This is a genomic window from Paraburkholderia sp. (assembly GCF_047605525.1).
In the GTDB taxonomy this organism is placed as follows: domain Bacteria; phylum Pseudomonadota; class Gammaproteobacteria; order Burkholderiales; family Burkholderiaceae; genus Paraburkholderia.
In genome coordinates this window covers 26,430-44,420 of the sequence record NZ_JASGFN010000019.1, presented here as the reverse complement: position 1 = coordinate 44,420, position 17,991 = coordinate 26,430, and the positions used below count along the sequence as shown (strand labels likewise).

15 protein-coding genes and 1 pseudogene are annotated in these 17,991 nt (G+C 63.9%); 6 read left to right on the top strand and 10 right to left on the bottom strand.

The window, feature by feature from the left end; translation table 11 throughout:
* Positions 1-113: 113 nt before the first annotated feature.
* From QM685_RS25095 to QM685_RS25075, 5 genes are all read right to left on the bottom strand, one after another.
* Positions 114-809 carry a response regulator gene (locus tag QM685_RS25095; RefSeq protein WP_415120465.1) on the bottom strand — a complete coding sequence of 232 codons (696 nt, stop codon included), beginning with the start codon at positions 807-809 and terminating at the stop codon, positions 114-116.
* 47 nt (positions 810-856) lie between these two features.
* Positions 857-2,239: a sensor histidine kinase gene (locus tag QM685_RS25090; RefSeq protein ID WP_415120463.1), complete on the bottom strand. Its 1,383-nt coding sequence runs from the start codon at positions 2,237-2,239 to the stop codon at positions 857-859.
* A 65-nt stretch (positions 2,240-2,304) separates the two neighbouring features.
* Positions 2,305-3,342, bottom strand: coding sequence for an ABC transporter substrate-binding protein (locus QM685_RS25085; protein WP_415120461.1), 1,038 nt, complete (start codon positions 3,340-3,342; stop codon positions 2,305-2,307).
* Positions 3,343-3,485: 143 nt separating this feature from the next.
* Entirely contained in the window at positions 3,486-4,865 is a 1,380-nt protein-coding gene (locus QM685_RS25080; protein WP_415120459.1) for a sensor histidine kinase, read from the bottom strand.
* Between the two features lie 2 nt (positions 4,866-4,867).
* Positions 4,868-5,545: a response regulator gene (locus QM685_RS25075; protein WP_415120457.1), complete on the bottom strand. Its 678-nt coding sequence runs from the start codon at positions 5,543-5,545 to the stop codon at positions 4,868-4,870.
* Between the two features lie 281 nt (positions 5,546-5,826).
* Between QM685_RS25075 and QM685_RS25070 the strand changes: the two genes are divergently transcribed.
* The 6 genes from QM685_RS25070 to QM685_RS25045 all read left to right on the top strand — a co-directional run bounded on the left by QM685_RS25070 (position 5,827) and on the right by QM685_RS25045 (position 11,753).
* Entirely contained in the window at positions 5,827-6,846 is a 1,020-nt protein-coding gene (locus QM685_RS25070; protein ID WP_415120455.1) for an ABC transporter substrate-binding protein, read from the top strand.
* A 39-nt stretch (positions 6,847-6,885) separates the two neighbouring features.
* A complete protein-coding gene (locus QM685_RS25065; protein ID WP_415120453.1) occupies positions 6,886-7,680 on the top strand; it encodes an ABC transporter ATP-binding protein in 795 nt (264 codons plus the stop codon).
* A gap of 16 nt (positions 7,681-7,696) precedes the next feature.
* On the top strand, positions 7,697-8,560 hold the full coding sequence (locus tag QM685_RS25060; RefSeq protein WP_415120451.1) for an ABC transporter permease: 864 nt from the start codon (positions 7,697-7,699) through the stop codon (positions 8,558-8,560).
* Positions 8,561-8,907: 347 nt separating this feature from the next.
* Complete coding sequence (locus tag QM685_RS25055; RefSeq protein ID WP_415120449.1) at positions 8,908-10,380, top strand: tetratricopeptide repeat protein; 1,473 nt, start codon at positions 8,908-8,910, stop codon at positions 10,378-10,380.
* 133 nt (positions 10,381-10,513) lie between these two features.
* The gene (locus tag QM685_RS25050; protein ID WP_415120669.1) at positions 10,514-11,206 is read left to right on the top strand and encodes a hypothetical protein; all 693 of its coding nucleotides are present in this window, start codon (positions 10,514-10,516) and stop codon (positions 11,204-11,206) included.
* Positions 11,207-11,438: 232 nt separating this feature from the next.
* Positions 11,439-11,753: a DUF4148 domain-containing protein gene (locus tag QM685_RS25045; RefSeq protein WP_415120447.1), complete on the top strand. Its 315-nt coding sequence runs from the start codon at positions 11,439-11,441 to the stop codon at positions 11,751-11,753.
* A 194-nt stretch (positions 11,754-11,947) separates the two neighbouring features.
* Here QM685_RS25045 and QM685_RS25040 read toward each other — a convergent pair whose 3' ends face one another.
* The 5 genes and pseudogenes from QM685_RS25040 to QM685_RS25020 form a co-directional block, all read right to left on the bottom strand.
* Positions 11,948-12,196 carry a hypothetical protein gene (locus QM685_RS25040; RefSeq protein WP_415120445.1) on the bottom strand — a complete coding sequence of 83 codons (249 nt, stop codon included), beginning with the start codon at positions 12,194-12,196 and terminating at the stop codon, positions 11,948-11,950.
* Positions 12,197-12,342: 146 nt separating this feature from the next.
* Positions 12,343-13,428, bottom strand: a complete 1,086-nt coding sequence (locus QM685_RS25035) for a phytoene/squalene synthase family protein (RefSeq protein ID WP_415120443.1) — start codon at positions 13,426-13,428, stop codon at positions 12,343-12,345.
* Between the two features lie 133 nt (positions 13,429-13,561).
* Positions 13,562-14,442: pseudogene (locus QM685_RS25030) on the bottom strand (amidohydrolase family protein).
* A gap of 40 nt (positions 14,443-14,482) precedes the next feature.
* Positions 14,483-16,408 carry a feruloyl-CoA synthase gene (locus QM685_RS25025; RefSeq protein ID WP_415120441.1) on the bottom strand — a complete coding sequence of 642 codons (1,926 nt, stop codon included), beginning with the start codon at positions 16,406-16,408 and terminating at the stop codon, positions 14,483-14,485.
* Between the two features lie 102 nt (positions 16,409-16,510).
* Positions 16,511-17,962 (bottom strand): aldehyde dehydrogenase, encoded by a 1,452-nt coding sequence (locus QM685_RS25020; protein ID WP_415120439.1) that lies wholly within the window; start codon positions 17,960-17,962, stop codon positions 16,511-16,513.
* Positions 17,963-17,991 lie beyond the last annotated feature (29 nt).

Here is a 17,991-nt window from a genome sequence, read left to right as displayed (position 1 = left end):
GGCGCGGCAGAAGTCGGTGAAAACACTAGAACGGCACGGCATTGACAATAGAAAGGCGAGCGAAAGGTTATGGTCTCCTATTCCCCGGCGAAGCAACGCAATCTCAAGTCAGGTCACGTCCCGGCAAACGCCTCGCACGGCTCCTCTTCGCGCAGAATGTAGCCCAGTCCACGCAAGGTCATGATCTTCGCGCTCGACGCCGCGAGATGCTTGCGCAGACGGTGGATATAGATATCGATTGCGTCGGCGCTCTGCTCTTCGTCGAGCGTGAAGATCTTGTCCATCAGCGTCGCTTTCGAAACCGTCTTGCCCTGCTTCAGCATCAACGTCTCGAGAATCGCATGTTCCCGGCGACGTAACGGCAAGCGTTCGTTTTGCAGCATGAATTCGCGCGAATCGAACTGATAGCGCAGATCGCCGCATTCGATCGACTGTCCTTTGTCGCCCGCCGCCTGACGGCGAATCAGCGCCTTGATGCGCGCCACCAGTTCTCGGGCATCGAAAGGCTTGACCACATAGTCGTCGGCGCCGGCCGAGAAGCACGCGACCTTGTCATCGGTCGAGCCGTTCGCAGTCAACATCAGTACCGGCACGTTATCGCGCTTGCGGCGCAGACGCGCGAGTACCTCCTTGCCGCTGATACCCGGCAGGCGCAGATCAAGCAGCACCGCGTCATAGCATTGCAGGCCGAGCAGCGTTTCAGCGCATTCGCCGTTCTGCGCCCAGTCGATCGCGAATTGTTCGATCTGCATAAGGTTCATCACCCAACGGGCAAGCTCGGCGTCGTCCTCCACGAGCAGCAGTTTCATCTTTTTCCCTCCTTCCCTGATCTCGCCTGATGAACCGGTTGGTTCGATCAGCTTGTGGCTGCCCATAACCGCATTTCGACCGTGACGACAAGACCCACGCCGCCTTCGTTCGATTCGAGCGACACCGTACCACCCTGGCGATGCGCAATCTCGCGCACGATCGGCAAACCGAGTCCCGTTCCCTCGGCATGACTCGACGCGCGATAGAAACGCTCGAACACACGCTCTCGCGCTTCGGCGCCGAGACCCGGCCCGTTGTCGATCACGCGCACGACCGCCATCTCGTCGCGGCGCTGCGTCTGCACGGTGACGTGGCCACCCGTGTGCGTATAGCGCAGCGCGTTGTCGACGAGATTGGTGACGAGTGCCGCGGTGAGCGCTTCGTCGCCGGCCACATATAAGCCGTCTTGCAGTTCCGCGCCCAGATCGATTCCACGCGACTGCGCGAACGCAATTAACTCCTCGAGCACACCCGCGATCAATGCGCTCAGATCAATGCGCTCGCGCGAGTTGGATGGCGCGGCCGACTCGGCCTGCGCGAGCAGCAACAGCTTGTTGGTCAAGGTGGTCAGCTTGCGGCTACTCTTGTGCATACCCGCGAGCGCTTCGGCCAGCGGCGCATCGCGGCTATCGCGTTGCCGCGCGAACTGGATCTGCGCGACCAGCAATGCAAGCGGCGTGCGCAACTGGTGCGCAGCATCGGAAATGAATTGCCGCTGCGTCACGGCCTGCTGACCCATGCGCGCAATGCACTGATTGATCGCGTCGACGATCGGCCGCAATTCGACATGCAGGCGCGCCACGCGAATTGGCTCGAACTGCGACGCATGGCGATCGGCGACGTCGTCTTTCACTTTCATCAGCGGCAGCAATTCGAAAGTCAGGCCGAGATAGACGAAGACCATCGCGAGTACCAGCGTCAGTACTTCGCTTGATAACTGCGGGCGCAACAGGCGCCATAGCATCGCATCGCGCGAGCCTTCGGTCTTCGCGACCGCTACGATCACTTCTTCGGTGCGGCCCGAATCGTAGAGTTGCCGCACATAGGCGACCGCGCGCGCGGGGCGACCGTCGTCGAAATGCGTCGAATAAAGCGTGGGGCTGTCGCTCACGTGCGGCGGCAGCGGCAAGCCGGGCGTACCTGCCAGCAGACGGTGGCCACTTGCCTCGACACGATAGAACACGCTGTCCTGCTCCGGCGACTCGAACAGTTCGAGCGCGGCGGGCGGGATCTCGATCGACACCGAACCATTGTCCCAGTCGACATCCTCGCCGATGATCCGCATCGACGACAGCAGCGCGTTGTCCTGCACGAGGTCCGCCGTGGTCTGCGCGAAGCGATACGAAATCGCGCCCGAAATGGACACGAACGCCGCGAGCGGCAACAGCAGCCACCACAACAAGCGTCCACGCAAGCTACCTGAAAACACGATGCGTCGATCCTTATACACTCAAGGCGCCATACCGGCAGGAAATGCCGGAAACGCGCCTGCGTTCACGGCTTCACCTGATCCACGAACTGATTGGTGAAGGTTCGCGACAGATCGATATGCCGCCCTTTCACCGCCGGATTGAAACCCGATAGCACCTCAAGCACGGTCCGCGGTCCATCTGCTGGCATCCTGCCGTCCACCGTGTACATTGGCAGCGACGCGCGCAACGCGCTCACGTACAGCGCCCGGTCGTTACCGATATCCTCATTCGGCATCCGTGCGGCAATCTCCTCGGCACTGTGCGTATGCATATAGCGCAGTGTTCTGACGAACGCGCGCGCCAGTTGCGCGGCTTGCCCCGGATGCGCGTCAAGCCACGCGGTTGGCACATAAAGACTCGACGCCGGATACGTGCCGCCGAGCGCGGCGCGTGTGCCCTCCACGTTACGCATGTCCACGAGAACTTTCGCGTCGCCCGCTTTCAGCAATTGCGTAACCGTCGGCTCGGTGGTCATGCCCGCATGAATGCGTCCTTGCCGGAGCGCCGCGATAAAGCTGCCGTCCGCGCCGACCGGCAGCAGCGTATATTGGGTCGAGGGCACTCCCGCGCGTTGCGCGAGGTATTGCGTGAGAAAGCTGGTCGAAGATCCAAGTCCGGTCACACCGAGCGTTTTGCCGCGCACGTCGGCCATGCTTCGGATCGAACTGGCCGATTGCGCGGCGACCAGTTGCACCTCGCCGGGCACCTGGCTGAACACGACGATCGTCTTGACCTCCTTGCCGCGCGCCTGCAGATCGATCGTGTGATCGTAGAAGCCGACCACGCCCTGCACCGCGCCCGCAAGCATTTCGTTTTCGCCGTCGATCCCGGTCGGTTGCGACAGAAGTTCGACGTCGAGTCCTTCCGCCTTGAAATAGCCGAGTTGTTCCGCGAGACGCGCCGGCAGATAGATGAGCTTGTTGATGCCGCCCACCATGATCACGAATTTCTCCGGCGCTGCTTGCGCGGGCATCGCGAGTTTCGCAAACGCGCAGAACGCGAACGACGCGGCAACAGCGGCATAGGCCGCGCGCGAAAAACGCGCCAGGGAAAGCTTCATTGCGGGTGTCTCCGTTATGTTGCGCATCTGCTCCGGCGCTACACGGGTCGCCTGCCCGTGATTCTGAACGGGCAAATCCTTCTAGACGCTGTCACGGAAACGTTTTCTGCACGAACCTCGGGTTTACCCCGGGTCGCGTCAAATCACTTCGCCACGGCGCGCGGAAACGTCACGGCGATATGCAGCCCCTTGCCACCGTCGCCCGCCTTCAGCGTGATCTCGCCGCGATGCGTGTCCGCGATTTCGCGCACGATCGCAAGCCCGAGGCCCGTGCCGTCCGTATCCGTCGATGCGCGGAAGAACGGTTCGAACACGCGGCTGCGCGCCTCGGCCGGAATGCCCGGTCCGTTGTCGATCACGCTCACGGTGACCGTTCCGGCATCGGCTTTGACGGCGACCGTCACGTGGCCGCCGCTGCCGGTATACCGGATCGCGTTGTCCGCGAGATTCGCGATCAGCGCCTGCAACAGCCCACGATGCCCGACCACCGGCGCCACCCCATGCAGTTCAGCGCCGAGATCGATCTCGCGCGCCTGCGCGAGCACCGCGAGATCTTCGACGACCTCCATCGCGAGCGGCACGAGATCGACGCTTTCCATCGCGAGTTGCGTATTGTCGGCGGCCTCGGCCTGGGCGAGCAACAGCAGCTTGTTGGTGAGGCCGACCATCGAGCGGTTGCTTCGATGCATCGCGGCCAATGCTTCGTCGAGCGCGGAATTCAGGCCGTCCTGTTGCCGCGCGAACTGCAACTGCGTGCCGAGTACCGTCAGCGGCGTGCGCAACTGATGGGCGGCATCGGCGATAAAGCGGCGCTGCGCGGCCACCTGCACGCCGAGCCGCGCGATGCACTGGTTGATCGCATCGACGATGGGCCGCAATTCCGAATGCAAACGCTCGACGCGGATCGGCTCGAGCTGCATCGGATCGCGATCCGCAACCTCGTCCTTCACCTTCATCAGCGGCCGCAATTCGAACGTGAGCCCGATGCAGACGAGCGCGACGGCCAGCGCGATCATCACGAGCTGCCGCACCAGTTGCGGCTGCCATAGCTGCTGCGTCATCGCATCGCGCGAGCGCATGGTCTTGCCGACCGTCACCCGCACGCGGCGCGTGACGCCGTTGTCGTACATGAGCCGCGTGATATCGACCGCGCGCACCTGCTGGCCGTGCAAGCCGGTGTAGTAGTGGTCTGGCACGTCGGGCGCCCGCGCCGGCCGCGGCGGAAAATCCGGCGTGCCCGCGAGCAGCCGCCCGTCGTCGACGCGCACGCTGTAGAACACCTGGTCGCGATACGGCGACGCGAAAATTTCGAGCGCGGCGGGCGGCACGTCGACGCGCAGAAAGCCGTCCATCCATTCGACTTCGCCCGCGATCATGCGCGCCGACGCAACCAGTTGATTGTCCTGCACGAGATTCGCGGTGCGCCGCGCATTGTCGTATTCGGTCTCGCCGGTCACCAGCACATAAAGCGCGAGCGGCACGAGCAACCACCACAGCAGGCGTATGCGCAGGCTATTGCTCATCGTTACTGGTCGTCTTCTTTCTTGCGCAGCAGATAGCCGAGCCCGCGCAGCGTGACGATCGCCGCCGAGCTGCCGTCGAGCTTCTTGCGCAGGCGCGAAATGTAAATCTCCACCGCGTCCTCGCTCGGCTCGTCCGCGAGCGTGAAGATCGCGTCGACGAGCGCGGGCTTCGTCACCGTCTTGCCGAGGCGCAGGATCAGCGCTTCGAGCACCGAGCGCTCGCGCGGCGTCACGTTCAGCGGCGCGCCCTTCAGCGTGAACTGGCGCGTATCGATGTCGAAAGACAGATCGCCGCACACCACTTCGCCTGCCTTCGACGGCGACTGGCGGCGAATCGCCACCTTGATGCGCGCGATCAGCTCGCGCACCTCGAACGGCTTCACGAGGTAATCGTCCGCGCCAGCGCCGAGCAGGTCCACCTTTTCGTCGATCGAACCGCTCGCGGTCAGGATCAGCACCGGCGTCGCGTCGCCGCGCTGGCGCAGCCGGCGCAGCACGTTCTTGCCGGAGAGCTTCGGCAGATTCAGATCGAGCAGGATCACGTCGTAATGATTGGTGCGCAGCAGGCGGTCGGCTTCGTCGCCGTCCTGCACGGCGTCGAGTGCGAATGCCTCCTGCTCCAGCATCTTCGCGAGCCAGTGCGCAAGCGTGGGGTTGTCTTCAATGAGCAGCAGCTTCATGGCGGCAACGGCGAAAGTCGGGCCGTCGATTGTGCCTTAAAACAAGGGGGCTGCGCGCCCACGGTGTGGTTTGCCGCATACGTTCCGTCCCGTCGCGAAAGCACGGGGGGATCCCGGCGCGGGGTCACCGGGTTTCCGGTCGGTTTCTCGGGTTAACACCCATGTTTTGCGCCGGGCCCAGAAAGCTGGCAGAAGGTTTCGCATTTCTATAATCGCCGCCAATCACCCAGAAAAGCGCCGCATACGATACCCGCGGCGACCCAACCTAAGGAGACTGCTTCATGCGTACCTTGCGCCAGATTGCCGCCGTGTCAGGTGTTGCGTTCGCCCTTGCCGCCGCTTCGGTAGCCGCTCACGCCGAGAAAATCACGATCATGGTCGGCGGCGCCACCAAGATCATCTACCTGCCGGCCAAGCTCACCGAGCAGCTCGGCTATTTCAAGGACGAAGGCCTCGACGTCGAACTGCTGTCGCAGCCGGCCGGCGTCGACGCGGAAAACGAACTGCTCGCGGGCGCGGTGCAAGGCGTGGTGGGCTTCTACGATCACACGATCGATCTGCAGAGCAAGGGCAAGGAAGTCCAGGCGCTCGTGGTGTTCGGTCAGGTGCCGGGCGAAGTGGAAATGGTGTCGGCGAAGGCGGCCGATACGCTGAAGAGCATGGCCGACACGAAAGGCAAGACGCTCGGCGTGACCGGCCTCGGTTCGTCGACGAGCTTTCTCACGCAATACCTCGCGCAGCGCGCGGGCGTGCCGTCGACGCAGTACACGCTGCTGCCGGTCGGCGCGGACAACAGCTTTATCGCGGCGATCAAACAGAACCGTATCGACGCCGGCATGACCACCGAGCCGACCGTGTCGCAACTGCTGAAGACCGGCGACGCGAAGGTGCTGGTCGACATGCGCACGCTCGAAGGCACGCGCGCCGCGCTCGGCGGCACGTATCCCGCTTCGAGCTTCTACGTGCAGCGCGCGTGGGCCGAATCGCACAAGGACGAGGCCGCGAAGCTCTCGCACGCGTTCGCGAAGACGCTGAACTTCATCGCGACGCATAGCGCGGAAGAGATTGCCGCGAAGATGCCGAAGGATTACTACGGCAACAACAAGGACCTGTACGTGGCCGCGCTGAAAGCATCGCAGCCGATGTTCACGAAGGACGGCAAGATGCCCGCCGACGGCCCGGACACCGTGCTGAAAGTACTGTCGGCATTCAATCCGTCGGTAAAGGGCAAGCATATCGACCTCGCCAAGACCTACACCAACGACTACGTGTCGGCGCCGCTCAAGACCGCGTCGAAGTAACGCTCTTTCAACCGCCAGAGAACAGCGAGGCATCCGCCGATGAATCAACCTACGTCACGCGATACGCCAGCGATCGAGATGCGCAACGTGTCGTGCCGTTTCATTTCGCCGGACGGCAAGGCAACCATCGCGTTGCGCGACTTCAGCATGTCGGTCGCACGCGGCGAATTCGTCGCGGTGGTCGGCCCGACCGGCTGTGGCAAGTCCACCACGCTCAGCATGATTACGGGCCTGCTGAAGCCGACCACCGGCGAAGTGCGCGTGATGGGGGCGCCGGTGGACGGTATCGATCCGCGCATCGGTTTCGTGTTCCAGGCCGACGCGGTGTTTCCGTGGCGCTCGGTGCTCGACAACGTGGCGGCCGGCCCGCTGTATCGCGGCCGCTCGAAAGCGGCCGCCTACGAGGAAGCGAACGAATGGCTGCGGCGCGTCGGCCTCGACAGGTTCGGCAAGCACTATCCGCATCAACTGTCCGGCGGCATGCGCAAACGCGTCGCGCTGGCTCAGACCTTCATCAACAAGCCTGAAATCCTGCTGATGGACGAGCCGTTCTCGGCGCTCGACATGCAGACGCGCACGCTGATGCAGGACGAGCTGCTGCAGTTGTGGGGCGGCGTCGGCTCGGTGGTGTTCGTCACGCACGATCTGGAGGAGGCCATCGCACTCGCCGATCGTGTATTCGTGCTGACCGCGCGCCCCGCGACGCTGAAGAAAGTGTACGAAATCGATCTGCCGCGTCCGCGCGTCACGTCGGAGATCCGCTACGACTCGCGCTTTATCGAAATCTCGCGCGACATCTGGCACGACCTGCGCGAAGAAGTGCAAATCGGTTAATCAAGGAACGGCAACCATGTCTACTCCCTCTCAACAGATGATGCCGTCGGGCATCGACGCCGCGTCGCTCGCTCACGTCGAGCGCATCGCGCAAAAGAAGATCCGCCAGCGTCAGGTACTGGTGATTTCGCTGCGCATTCTCGTGCTCGTGGTCGTGCTCGGCGGCTGGGAACTGTCCGCGCGGCTGAAGTGGATCGATCCGTTCTTCTTCTCGATGCCGACCGAGATCTTCAATCAGATCGTCGACTGGTTCGTGAACGGCACGTCGCAGGGCCCGCTGCTCACGCAGGTATGGATCACGCTCGAGGAAACCGGGCTCGGTTTCATCATCGGTTCGATCGGCGGCATCGTCTGCGGCATCGTGCTCGGCCGCAACAAGCTGCTGTCGGACGTGTTCAGCCTCTACATCAAGATCGCCAACTCGATTCCGCGCGTCGTGCTCGGCTCGGTGTTCGTGATCGCGCTCGGGCTCGGGATGGCGTCGAAGGTCGCGCTCGCGGTCGTGATGGTGTTCTTCGTCGTATTCGCCAACGCGTTCCAGGGTGTGCGCGAAGCCGACCGCTATATGATCGCGAACGCGCAGATTCTCGGTGCGTCGCGCCGCCAGGTGACGACCTCGGTCGTGATTCCGTCGGCGCTCAGCTGGATTCTCGCGAGCCTGCATGTGAGCTTCGGCTTCGCGCTGGTCGGCGCGGTGGTCGGCGAGTTTCTCGGTTCGAAACAGGGTATCGGTCTGCTGATCTCGACCGCGCAGGGCGCGTTCAATGCAAGCGGGGTATTCGCGGCGATGATCGTGCTCGCCGTGGTGGCGCTCGCGGCCGACTATCTGTTGACCGCCGTTGAAAACCGTTTGTTGAAGTGGCGGCCGAGTTCGGTTTGAGTCCGAGTTGAGCCTGGCGTAGTAACCGCGCCGTTCACGTACGGCGCGGAAATCGCCCGAAGTACTGGTGAAGATGCATGCCGCCCGGTCAGCGACCGAGCGGCATTTTCATTTTCCGGCCCGTGAAAGCGTCTTCTTAACCCACTTTTCGCGCCGTGTCTTGCGCCGGCGAACTGTCGCATCCGATACGTTGGCCGGCACGCAACACTTTTCCGCTCTTTATCACCTCGCCCAAGGCCGGAACGCCGCTATCCATCGGGTCCAGGCCTCGATGGCACGCCCGATGCGTTACTCCACCGAGTCGGGCTGTTGCCAACATCGATCGAAGGATCGAAACGAGGTGCGTCATGTCGGGTGTACAGAGTCAACGTCGGGCGATGATCGGGCAAGGCGGTCCATTCGTCGGCGGGAGTGCCGCGAGTCGCCGCGATCGTCATCATTCGGGCGGCTTCGTGCTATTCGGGCTGCGCACCGTCCGCTGCATCGGCCGGGGTCCGAAGCAATTGTGGCCGTACGTATTGCCCTGGGTGTGCGCCGTGCTGACGATGGGCTTTCTCTGCCTCGTCGTGCGCGGCGTGCTCACGCGCCAATTGCTGGTGCCGCCGGTCGAGGCGCCGCAAACGCTGGCCGAACGCGGCTACACGTCCAGCTTTCTCGCCGGGCGGATCATGTCGGCGATGAAGGAGATCGGTCAGGACGCGGAATCGATTCCGCACGACACGATGGCCGATAACGACGCGCAACCGGATATCCAGATTCCGGGGCAGGACATGTCGTATGCGACGACCGTGCATTTCATCAAGAGCGTCATCGGGCGCACGGACGTCGCCGTGCATATCGGCATCACGAAGACAGGCGATAGCGCGGACTCGTACGTCGCGCACGTGCAGATAGAAGGCGGCCAGTTCGACACCCGCGAAGGCACGGTGCCGTTCGAAGGACGCAATCTCGAGAAGTTCGTGCGCGATATCGCGATCAAGGCGATGCGGCTCGCCGAGCCGAACATTCTCGCCAGTCACCTGTTCTCGCAAGTGCAGAAAACCCGCTGCTCGCTCGCGCAGTGCGATTACCGCGAGATCGTCGCGATCTATGACGAAGTACTCGCGCTGCCCGCGTCCGAACAAAGCCAATGGGCGCTTGCCGGCAAAGCCTGGTTGCTCGTCAGTCAGGGACTCTCGAAAGAAGCGGAACAGCAGAGCCGCGAAGCGCTGACCGTGTACGGACATTCCGCGGTGCTGCACGCGAGCCTCGGCATTGCGCTCGAACAGCAGCATCGCATCGACGACGCGCTCGAAGCATTGCGCGCCGGCGCGAGCGAGAAGTCGAGGACCGCGGAAAACCTGCGTCTGCTCGGCGACGTGTTGCTGCACGCGCGTCGTTATACCGAGGCACTCGACGCATTCAGGCAGGCCGCCCGCATGAAACCCGACTCCGTCGATACGCTGCACGACTGGGGCGAAGCGCTCGTCACGGTCGGCCGCTACGACGAAGCGATCGACAAGCTCACGCGCGCCGTCGCGTTGCGGCCCGATCTGGCGCCGTCGTACGCGGAATGGGGCCGCGCACTTGACCACAAGGGCGATCTGCGCGGCGCCTCGCGCAAATACGCGCAGGCGTTGCAGCTCGACGCCGGCACGCTCTCCCTGCGCGAAAGCGAACTGGCTCACTTCGCCAACGCGGTTGAGGACGCGGGCGAGCCCTCGCTACCCAGGCCCGGCGCGCGGGTCAGGCCCGTGTCGAATCCGCCGGCGGCGTATCCGCTTCAGGCCTCGCTCGAGACGGCACGTGTTGCGGGGGAACATGCGATGCGTTCGGTCTGAGCCGGATACCTTCGATGTTCGAGTCGTAGAGTCGGTATCGCCCGCGGTATCCGAGGAATCTTCATTCATGGCCGCATTTCAGCCGCGGCTGGGCTGAGCACATGGCATCCAATCTTCTTCTGGGAGCAGCATGATGGACTGGTCCAAGGTAGCGACGAACATCGGCAACACCGCCCCGCTTCTCGCCTGGCTTTTGGACAGTCCCGGCGGCCTCGGCGTGACGGCCGCCGCCGCGATCATTTCGCACGCGCTCGGCACGCCGAGCGATCCCGCCTTCGTGGAACTCGCGTTGAACAACCCCGGTGCGCTCGACAGGATCAGGCAGGCCGAAAGCGCGAACTCGCTGCAATTGCAGCAGTTGATGGTAACCGCCGCGCAGGCGAGCCTCGCGCACCAGACCAGCATGGCCCACATCGCCGCCGACGATTGCGCCGGCGCGCACGCGATGGACGTCACCGATCGCGACTGGGTGCCAAAGCTACTCGCGATAGCGGTCACCTCCGGCTTCTTCGGCATTCTGCTGCTGATGGCGTTGCAGCCTTTGCCCGGCACCGACAAGGATCTCTTCAACGTGGTCGTCGGCGCGTTGGGTGTCGCGTGGATCAGCACCATCGGCTACTACTTCGGCACGTCGGCCGACTCGATGCGCAAGACCGAACTGCTTGCGAAGCCGGGCGTGTCGATCACGCCGGACAGCGCGCTCACGCTGCGCGAACCGGCCACGCAACCCGGAGCGCGCGCGCCGGCCACCGCGGCCACGCCGCATGCGGACGTATTCCAGCCGTTCGCGCCAGGTGGACAAGGCCCGATCTTCTCGGGCAGTTGATCGGTGCCTGCTTCGTCGAGCGAGCCTGCCGATGCCTTACCGGCCACGGCACAGAACGCCAAAAACGTTGCGCGTTAACCCTTAAAGTTCCGCGCCTTTATCTCATATTTAGCAACAAACATTACCCGGAAAGACCATTACTCTCTCCAGTTCTCAAAACTACAATGCAATCACTGACTACGAACACACACGTTCGCAGCAAGACAAAACCCTGAAACTGGAGGTAAGTATCATGAAATCGCTCATTCAAGCCGTTGTCATCGCCGCCGCTATCGCCGCTCCGGTCGCTTCGTTCGCGCAAGCCAATCAGCCCGTGACCCGCGCTCAGGTGCGCGCCGAACTGGTCCAACTGGAAAAGGCCGGCTATCAACCGGGTCACGCCGACCCGCATTACCCGGCTGACATCCAGGCCGCGCAAGCGCGCGTCGATTCGCAAAACGGCGTCGGCCAGGCGGCTAGCGGCTTCGGCGGTGTGGTAAGCGGTTCGTCGCAAGCGGGCCATGCAGTTGCGACGACCGGTGCGAAGTCGGTCTACTTCGGTCAGTAAATTCCCATTAGCGCGTCCGCTGAACGCGCACCCCGATTCAAACGAACTGGCCCGCGGCCGGGTATCCCCGAACGCGGGCCAGTTCATATCTGGTTACCTCCGTCATCGGATTCCCGATGACTTCGCCCGGGCCTTGGCGGTCTGGGCGCTTTTTCGCGGCGCTTTGCGCGCGCCGCGCAGCCTACCTGGCGACGTCAGTCGCGCGCGATCAGATCGCCGACCTGACCGCGTCCGGTCACGAGGCAGCTCGACAGGAAGCTTTCGCTCTGCGCGCCCGCGCCGGCCTCTCCAAAGCCCTTCTTCAACGCATCCGATTTGACGAGCGCCGCGCCCTGGTGACACGTAATGGTCCCAACCTCGCCGGCCTGGGCACGCATCAACGCCCTGTCCGCCATCAGATAGCCAAGCAAAAGCACCAAGGCAATATTGAACGCCTGTCGCATGGGTCGCCTCCTCTTTTGGAAGAGCCTAACGCGAAGCGCGAACGTACGGGCCTGGGGGTTTCCCGATTGTTGACTATTCAACGATCCAGATCAAATCGGCGCGTACTCCGCGCGATTCGTCATGCATCGGGAACATTGGGCTTTATTCAGTACGTCTCGCGCGGCGCGCGAACCGGCGTTGACATCTGCAAGCGTGCTTCGATCCGCCGGATCCGCTTCTCTATCGCATTGCGCACCAGCGCATTCGACGGCACCAGCAGCAGCGACGACGCGATGATCCGATACACGGTATGGCGCGTGACCTTCGACACCCTGGCCGGATCGAGCCACGCGTCGTTATCCGCGAGCAACAGCAGGGTCTCGAGGCCGATCAGGATCGGCCACAGGCACGCGAGGCGCAAACGCACCGCGCCGGGAGGAATCGCGAGCGTATAGTCGAGCGCCTCGCGAAAATGATCGAGCGTCTTGCGCAGAAGCTCGACGAGCAGCGGCCGCGCGCGCGTCGAACTGGCCGGTTGCAGCAGATCCCGCGCGGCGAGGCCGTGGCGGTCGAGCATGCTTTGCGGCAGATAGCAGCGGCCGATCCGCAAGTCCCTCGCGCAATCGCGCAGCACGTTGGTCATCTGCAGCGCCTTGCCGAAGCGCACGCCGCGGCGCGTCATCGTGTCGGGCAATTCCTTCAGCGTGCCCGGCATATGCGCGTAGGTCATCGTGGTCCAGAACTCGCCGACGCAGCCCGCGACCAGATACGTATAGCGATCGAGTTCGTCGTATCCGCGCAGCGCCACGATCTGGCCGGAACGTTCATCGGGGAACACGCGCAGATCGAACTCCATCCCTTCGGTCAGCGTCGTGACGATTTCGCGCACCGCCTTGCGGTCGGACTCGCCCAGTTGCGCGAGCACGTCGAGCGCCGGCCCCAGCGATTCGAGCAGCACCTTTTCATCCAACTGCGCCTGCTGACCCGCGACCTCGGCGGCGATACGGCGGAATAACGCGCTGTCGCGTGCCACGCCGTTCACCTGGTCGCGCAGCGCGAGCAGCAAGGCGAGGCGTTGGTCCGGCGGAATCAGCGAGGTATCGGCAATCGTGTCGGCCGCGCGCGCGAGCAGGTACGCGAGGCCGATCGGATCGCGCATGCCGGCGGGCAGCACGCGCAGCGTCAGATAGAAGGAGCGTGAAACGCCTTTCAGGAGCGGGCCGAGAAGAAAGGCCCGGGTCGGATTCAGCATGGATGGGATCGGGTTGGCAAATAAGCGGGGAAAAAACCCCGCAAAAGTCAGGCGCTGCCGAATTGTATACGGCGAAGCGCGTCTGCCGCGTGCTCGCCATCAGCCGATCCGTTGCATCGGGGAAGACTCAGAGTCAGCGCGAGTCCAGACCCAGCAATCCCATCGCATTCTGTTTGAGAATCAGCGGCTGCACTTCTTCCCTGAAGCCGACTTCCTTGAAATCCGCAAGCCAGCGATCCGGCTGGATCAGCGGAAAGTCCGAGCCGAACAGCATTTTCCGCTTCAGCAGCGTATTCGCGTGGCGGATCAGTTCGGGCGAAAAGTACTTCGGCGACCAGCCCGACAGGTCGATATACACATTGGGCTTGTGCAGCGCGATCGACAGCGCCTGCTCCTGCCACGGCCACGACGGATGCGCGATCACGATGTTCATCGCGGGGAAATCGGCGGCGACGTCGTCGAGATAGATCGGCTCCGAGTACTTCAGCCGCAATCCGCCGCCGCCCCGCATGCCCGAGCCCATGCCCGAATGGCCGCTATGAAAGACAGCCGTGAGCCGGTCTCGGCGATCAGTTCGTAGAGCGGATAGGCCAGACGGTCGTTGGCGAAGAACGCCTGCATCGTCGGGTGAAACTTGAAGCCGCGCACGCCGTATTCCTCGACCAGCCGGCGCGCCTCGCGCACGCCCATCTTGCCCTTGTGCGGATCGATGCTGGCGAACGCAATCATGATGTCGCTGTTCTTCCGCGCGAATTCAGCGATCTCCTCGTTTGGAATGCGCCGGCGCCCGAGGTTCGCTTCGCAGTCGACGGTGAACATCACGAAGCCGATATTGCGCTGGCGGTAATGTTCGATCGTCTCCGGAATCGTCGGCCGGCGGCCGAGTTTCAGCACGGTGCCGAAGTACTTGTCGGCGGCATCGTCGAATTCCTTGCCGAACAGATCCGGCGGCTGGCAGCACGACACTTCCGCATGCACGTGGGTGTCGATCGCGACGAGCTGGTCGAGGTTCATCTACGGGTTCCTGTCAGTGCCGGGTGCTGAAGCACCGCGATTACACCGTGCCGCGCGCGCTTGCGACGATCACGTCCGCATCGCGTTGCGGCGCGTCGTACATCGCATCGACGAGCACGGCCCGCTGCATCAGCACCGCGCGCTGATTGATCGAGCCTTTGTCGGTGACTTCGCCGAGATCGAGCGAAGGCGCAACATCCATCAGGCGCAGGCGCGCGATCGTCGTCGCGCTGCCGGTCGCGCTGCGATTGAGCGTATCGAGCAGCGCGGCGAAGTACGCCCGCACCGCCGGCGCCTGCACGACCTCACGCGCGCTCGCCGCAGCGGGCAGGCCCGCGAGCCGTCGGCAGTCGTCGAGCCGGGGAAACACCAGCAGGCCGACGTCGTCGCGATTCATGCCGGTCACGACCACGTCCTGCACGTACGGCGCGCCTTCGGAAATCACGCGCGCGCGCATCGGCCCAACGCTTACGAACGTGCCCGAGCTGAGCTTGAAGTCCTCGGCGATACGCCCGTCGAACAGCAGCCCCAGCTCAGGCCGCTCGACGTCGACGAAGCACACCGCGTCGCCGCTGCGGAAAAAGCCCTCTTCGTCGAATGCGCTTTCGCGTTCCGCCGCGCTCGCGCGCCAGTAGCCGGCCATCACGTGCGGGCCGCGATAGCGCGCTTCGAGCTTGTCGCCGACCGGCGCCAGCTTGACTTCGCATCCATGCGCGGGCAATCCCACATAGCCCGCGCGCATGATGGGGCCGGTCGTGAACATGCACGATGGCGCCGTCTCCGTCATGCCAAGCCCGGTCATGATGCGGATACGCTCGCCGCAATGGTTTTCGGTCACGCGTTCGAGCCGGTCCCACGCCGCTTGCGAGAGCCCCGCGCCCGAAAAGAAATACAGCTTCACGCGTGAGAAAAACGTCTCGCGCAGCGACGCGTCGCGTTCGAGTGCGATCGCGAGCTCTTCCCAGCCCTTCGGTACATTGAAGTAAATGGTCGGCGCGATTTCGCGCAGATTGCGCAGCGTTTCCTCGAACTTGCCGTTGACCGGCTTGCCGTCGTCGATATACAGCGTGCCGCCGTTGTACAGCGCGATACCCACGTTATGACTGCCGCCGAACGTGTGATTCCACGGCAACCAGTCGACCAGCACCGGCGGCTCCTTCGCGAACTCGGGGAAAGTTTCGAGCAGCATCTGCTGATTGCTGCACAGCATGCGATGCGTGGTCGGCACGGCCTTCGGCAGCTTGGTCGAGCCGGACGTGAAGAGGAATTTCGCAATCGCGTCCGGGCTGATCGCCGCATGAACCGCGTCGACCGTGTCCGGCGTCGTGTTCAGCAGATCGCCGAAAGCGGTCACGTTGCACGTATTGCGCCGCGCGGCCGGTGCGACCGCGCTGACGATTTCCACATCGGCGGGCACCACTGCATCGATTGCCTTCGCGAACGTGTCGTAGCAGCTTGCGAACACGAGGCCCGGCGTCAGCAGATCGATCGTATGGCGCAGCTTGCCGAAGTCGCCGGATGCAAGCGAATAGGCCGGCGAAATCGCCGCATACGGAATGCCGGCCCACATCGCGCCGAGCGCGAGTTGCAGATGGTCGAGGTCGTTGCCGGAAAGAATCGCGATCGGCCGCTCGGCGGACAGATTGCGCGCGAGCAGCGCCTCGCCGATCGCGCGCGCGCTTTGCAGCGCGTTCGCGTAGCTGAGGCCGACCCACTGGCCATCACTGCCGCGCCGCGCCGCGAGCCAGCGCTCGGGATGCGCGCGCGCACCGCTTTCCAGACGCTCGGTCATCCGCTGCGGATGCTCGCCGAGCGCCTCGGCCGCCCGCAGATACCACGTATCGCCCTGCCGCCGCATGCGCAGCGTCGACGTGCCGATCAGTGCCTCGCGATAATGCGTCGGCCTCGCGGCGGTGTTCGACGCGCTATTCGACGCACTATTTGATTGTGTCGGCTCGGAATGCAAAGCCTGTCTCCTTGAAAGATACCTGCGCGCCGCATCCTATGGCGGAGCAATTTTCTCTATTGCTTCGTGCGACCGTTCGCAGCATGGATGATCGAATCGAAATCAGATCGGATAGTGACGCGGGCCGGTCTGAATCGTGATCCAGCGCAGATCCGTGAATTCCGCAATCGATGCCTTGCCGCCGAAGCGGCCATAACCGCTTTTCTTCACGCCGCCGAACGGCATCTGCGCTTCATCGTGCACGGTCGGTCCGTTGATGTGGCAGATGCCCGATTCGACGCGCTTCGCGAGATTCAACGCACGCGCGACGTCGCGGCTGAAAATCGCGGCGGACAGGCCATATTCGCTATCGTTGGCCACGCGAATCGCTTCGTCGTCGCTATCGACGCGCTGCACCGTGACCACCGGGCCGAACGATTCGTCCGCATAGAGCTTCATGTCGCGCGTCACGCCGTCGACGATCACCGGCTGCATCGCCGCGCCTTCCACCGTGCAGCCGAGCGGCAGCCGCGCGCCCTTCTCGCGCGCATCGTCGACCAGCGCCTTCACCCGGCGCGCCGCCGCCTCGCTTTCGAGCAGGCCGAGCACGGAATCCGCCGTGGCGGGATCGCCGGCTTTCAATGTGCGCGCCTTCGCCGCGAGCTTGTCGACCAATGCATCGGCAACCTTGCGATCGACGATCACACGCTCGGTCGACATACAGATTTGCCCCTGGTTGAAGAACGCGCCGAATGCGATGCCGTCCACCGCCGCATCGAGATCCGCGTCGTCGAGCACGAGCACCGGCGCCTTGCCGCCGAGTTCGAGCAGCGCGGGCTTCAGACGCTGCGCCGCATGTTGCGCGACGATCCGCCCGACGCGTGTCGAGCCGGTGAAATTGACACGCCGCACGGCCGGATGCGCGATCAGGCGTTCGACGATCGCGGGCGCATCTTCGGCCGAATGCGTGACGACGTTGACCACGCCGTCGCCGAGCCCCGCATCGTGCAGCACGCCGCCGATCAGCCGATGCACGCCCGGACAACCTTCGGATGCCTTGAACACGACCGTGTTGCCGCACGCGAGCGGCATCGCCAGCGAACGCGTGCCGAGGATCACCGGCGCATTCCACGGCGCGATGCCGAGCACGACACCGCACGGCTGGCGCACGGCCATCGCGAGACTGCCCGGCAGGTTCGACGGAATCACATCGCCGTCGATCTGCGTGGTCATCGCGGCAGCCTCGCGCAGCATGTTCGCGGCGAGCATCACGTTGAAGCCGTACCAGTTCGGCATCGCGCCGGTTTCGGCCATGCCGGTTTCGATGAACTGCGCGGCGCGCGCATCCATCAGGTCGGCCGCGCTCAGCAAGCGCTTGCGGCGCTCGCTCGGCGCAAGCGCCGCCCATGCCGGAAACGCGCGCGCGGCGGCTTCGACCGCCGCATCCGCGTCGGCCAGCGTTGCGGCGGCCGCGCGCGAAGCGACGCAGCCATTCGCCGGATTGATCCGCTCGAAGGTCTTGCCGTCCGACGCGCCGCGGCTCTCGCCGCCGATCAGTAAAGTCACGTCCTGCATTGTGCGTCTCCCCGCCTGTCTCTTCTGTG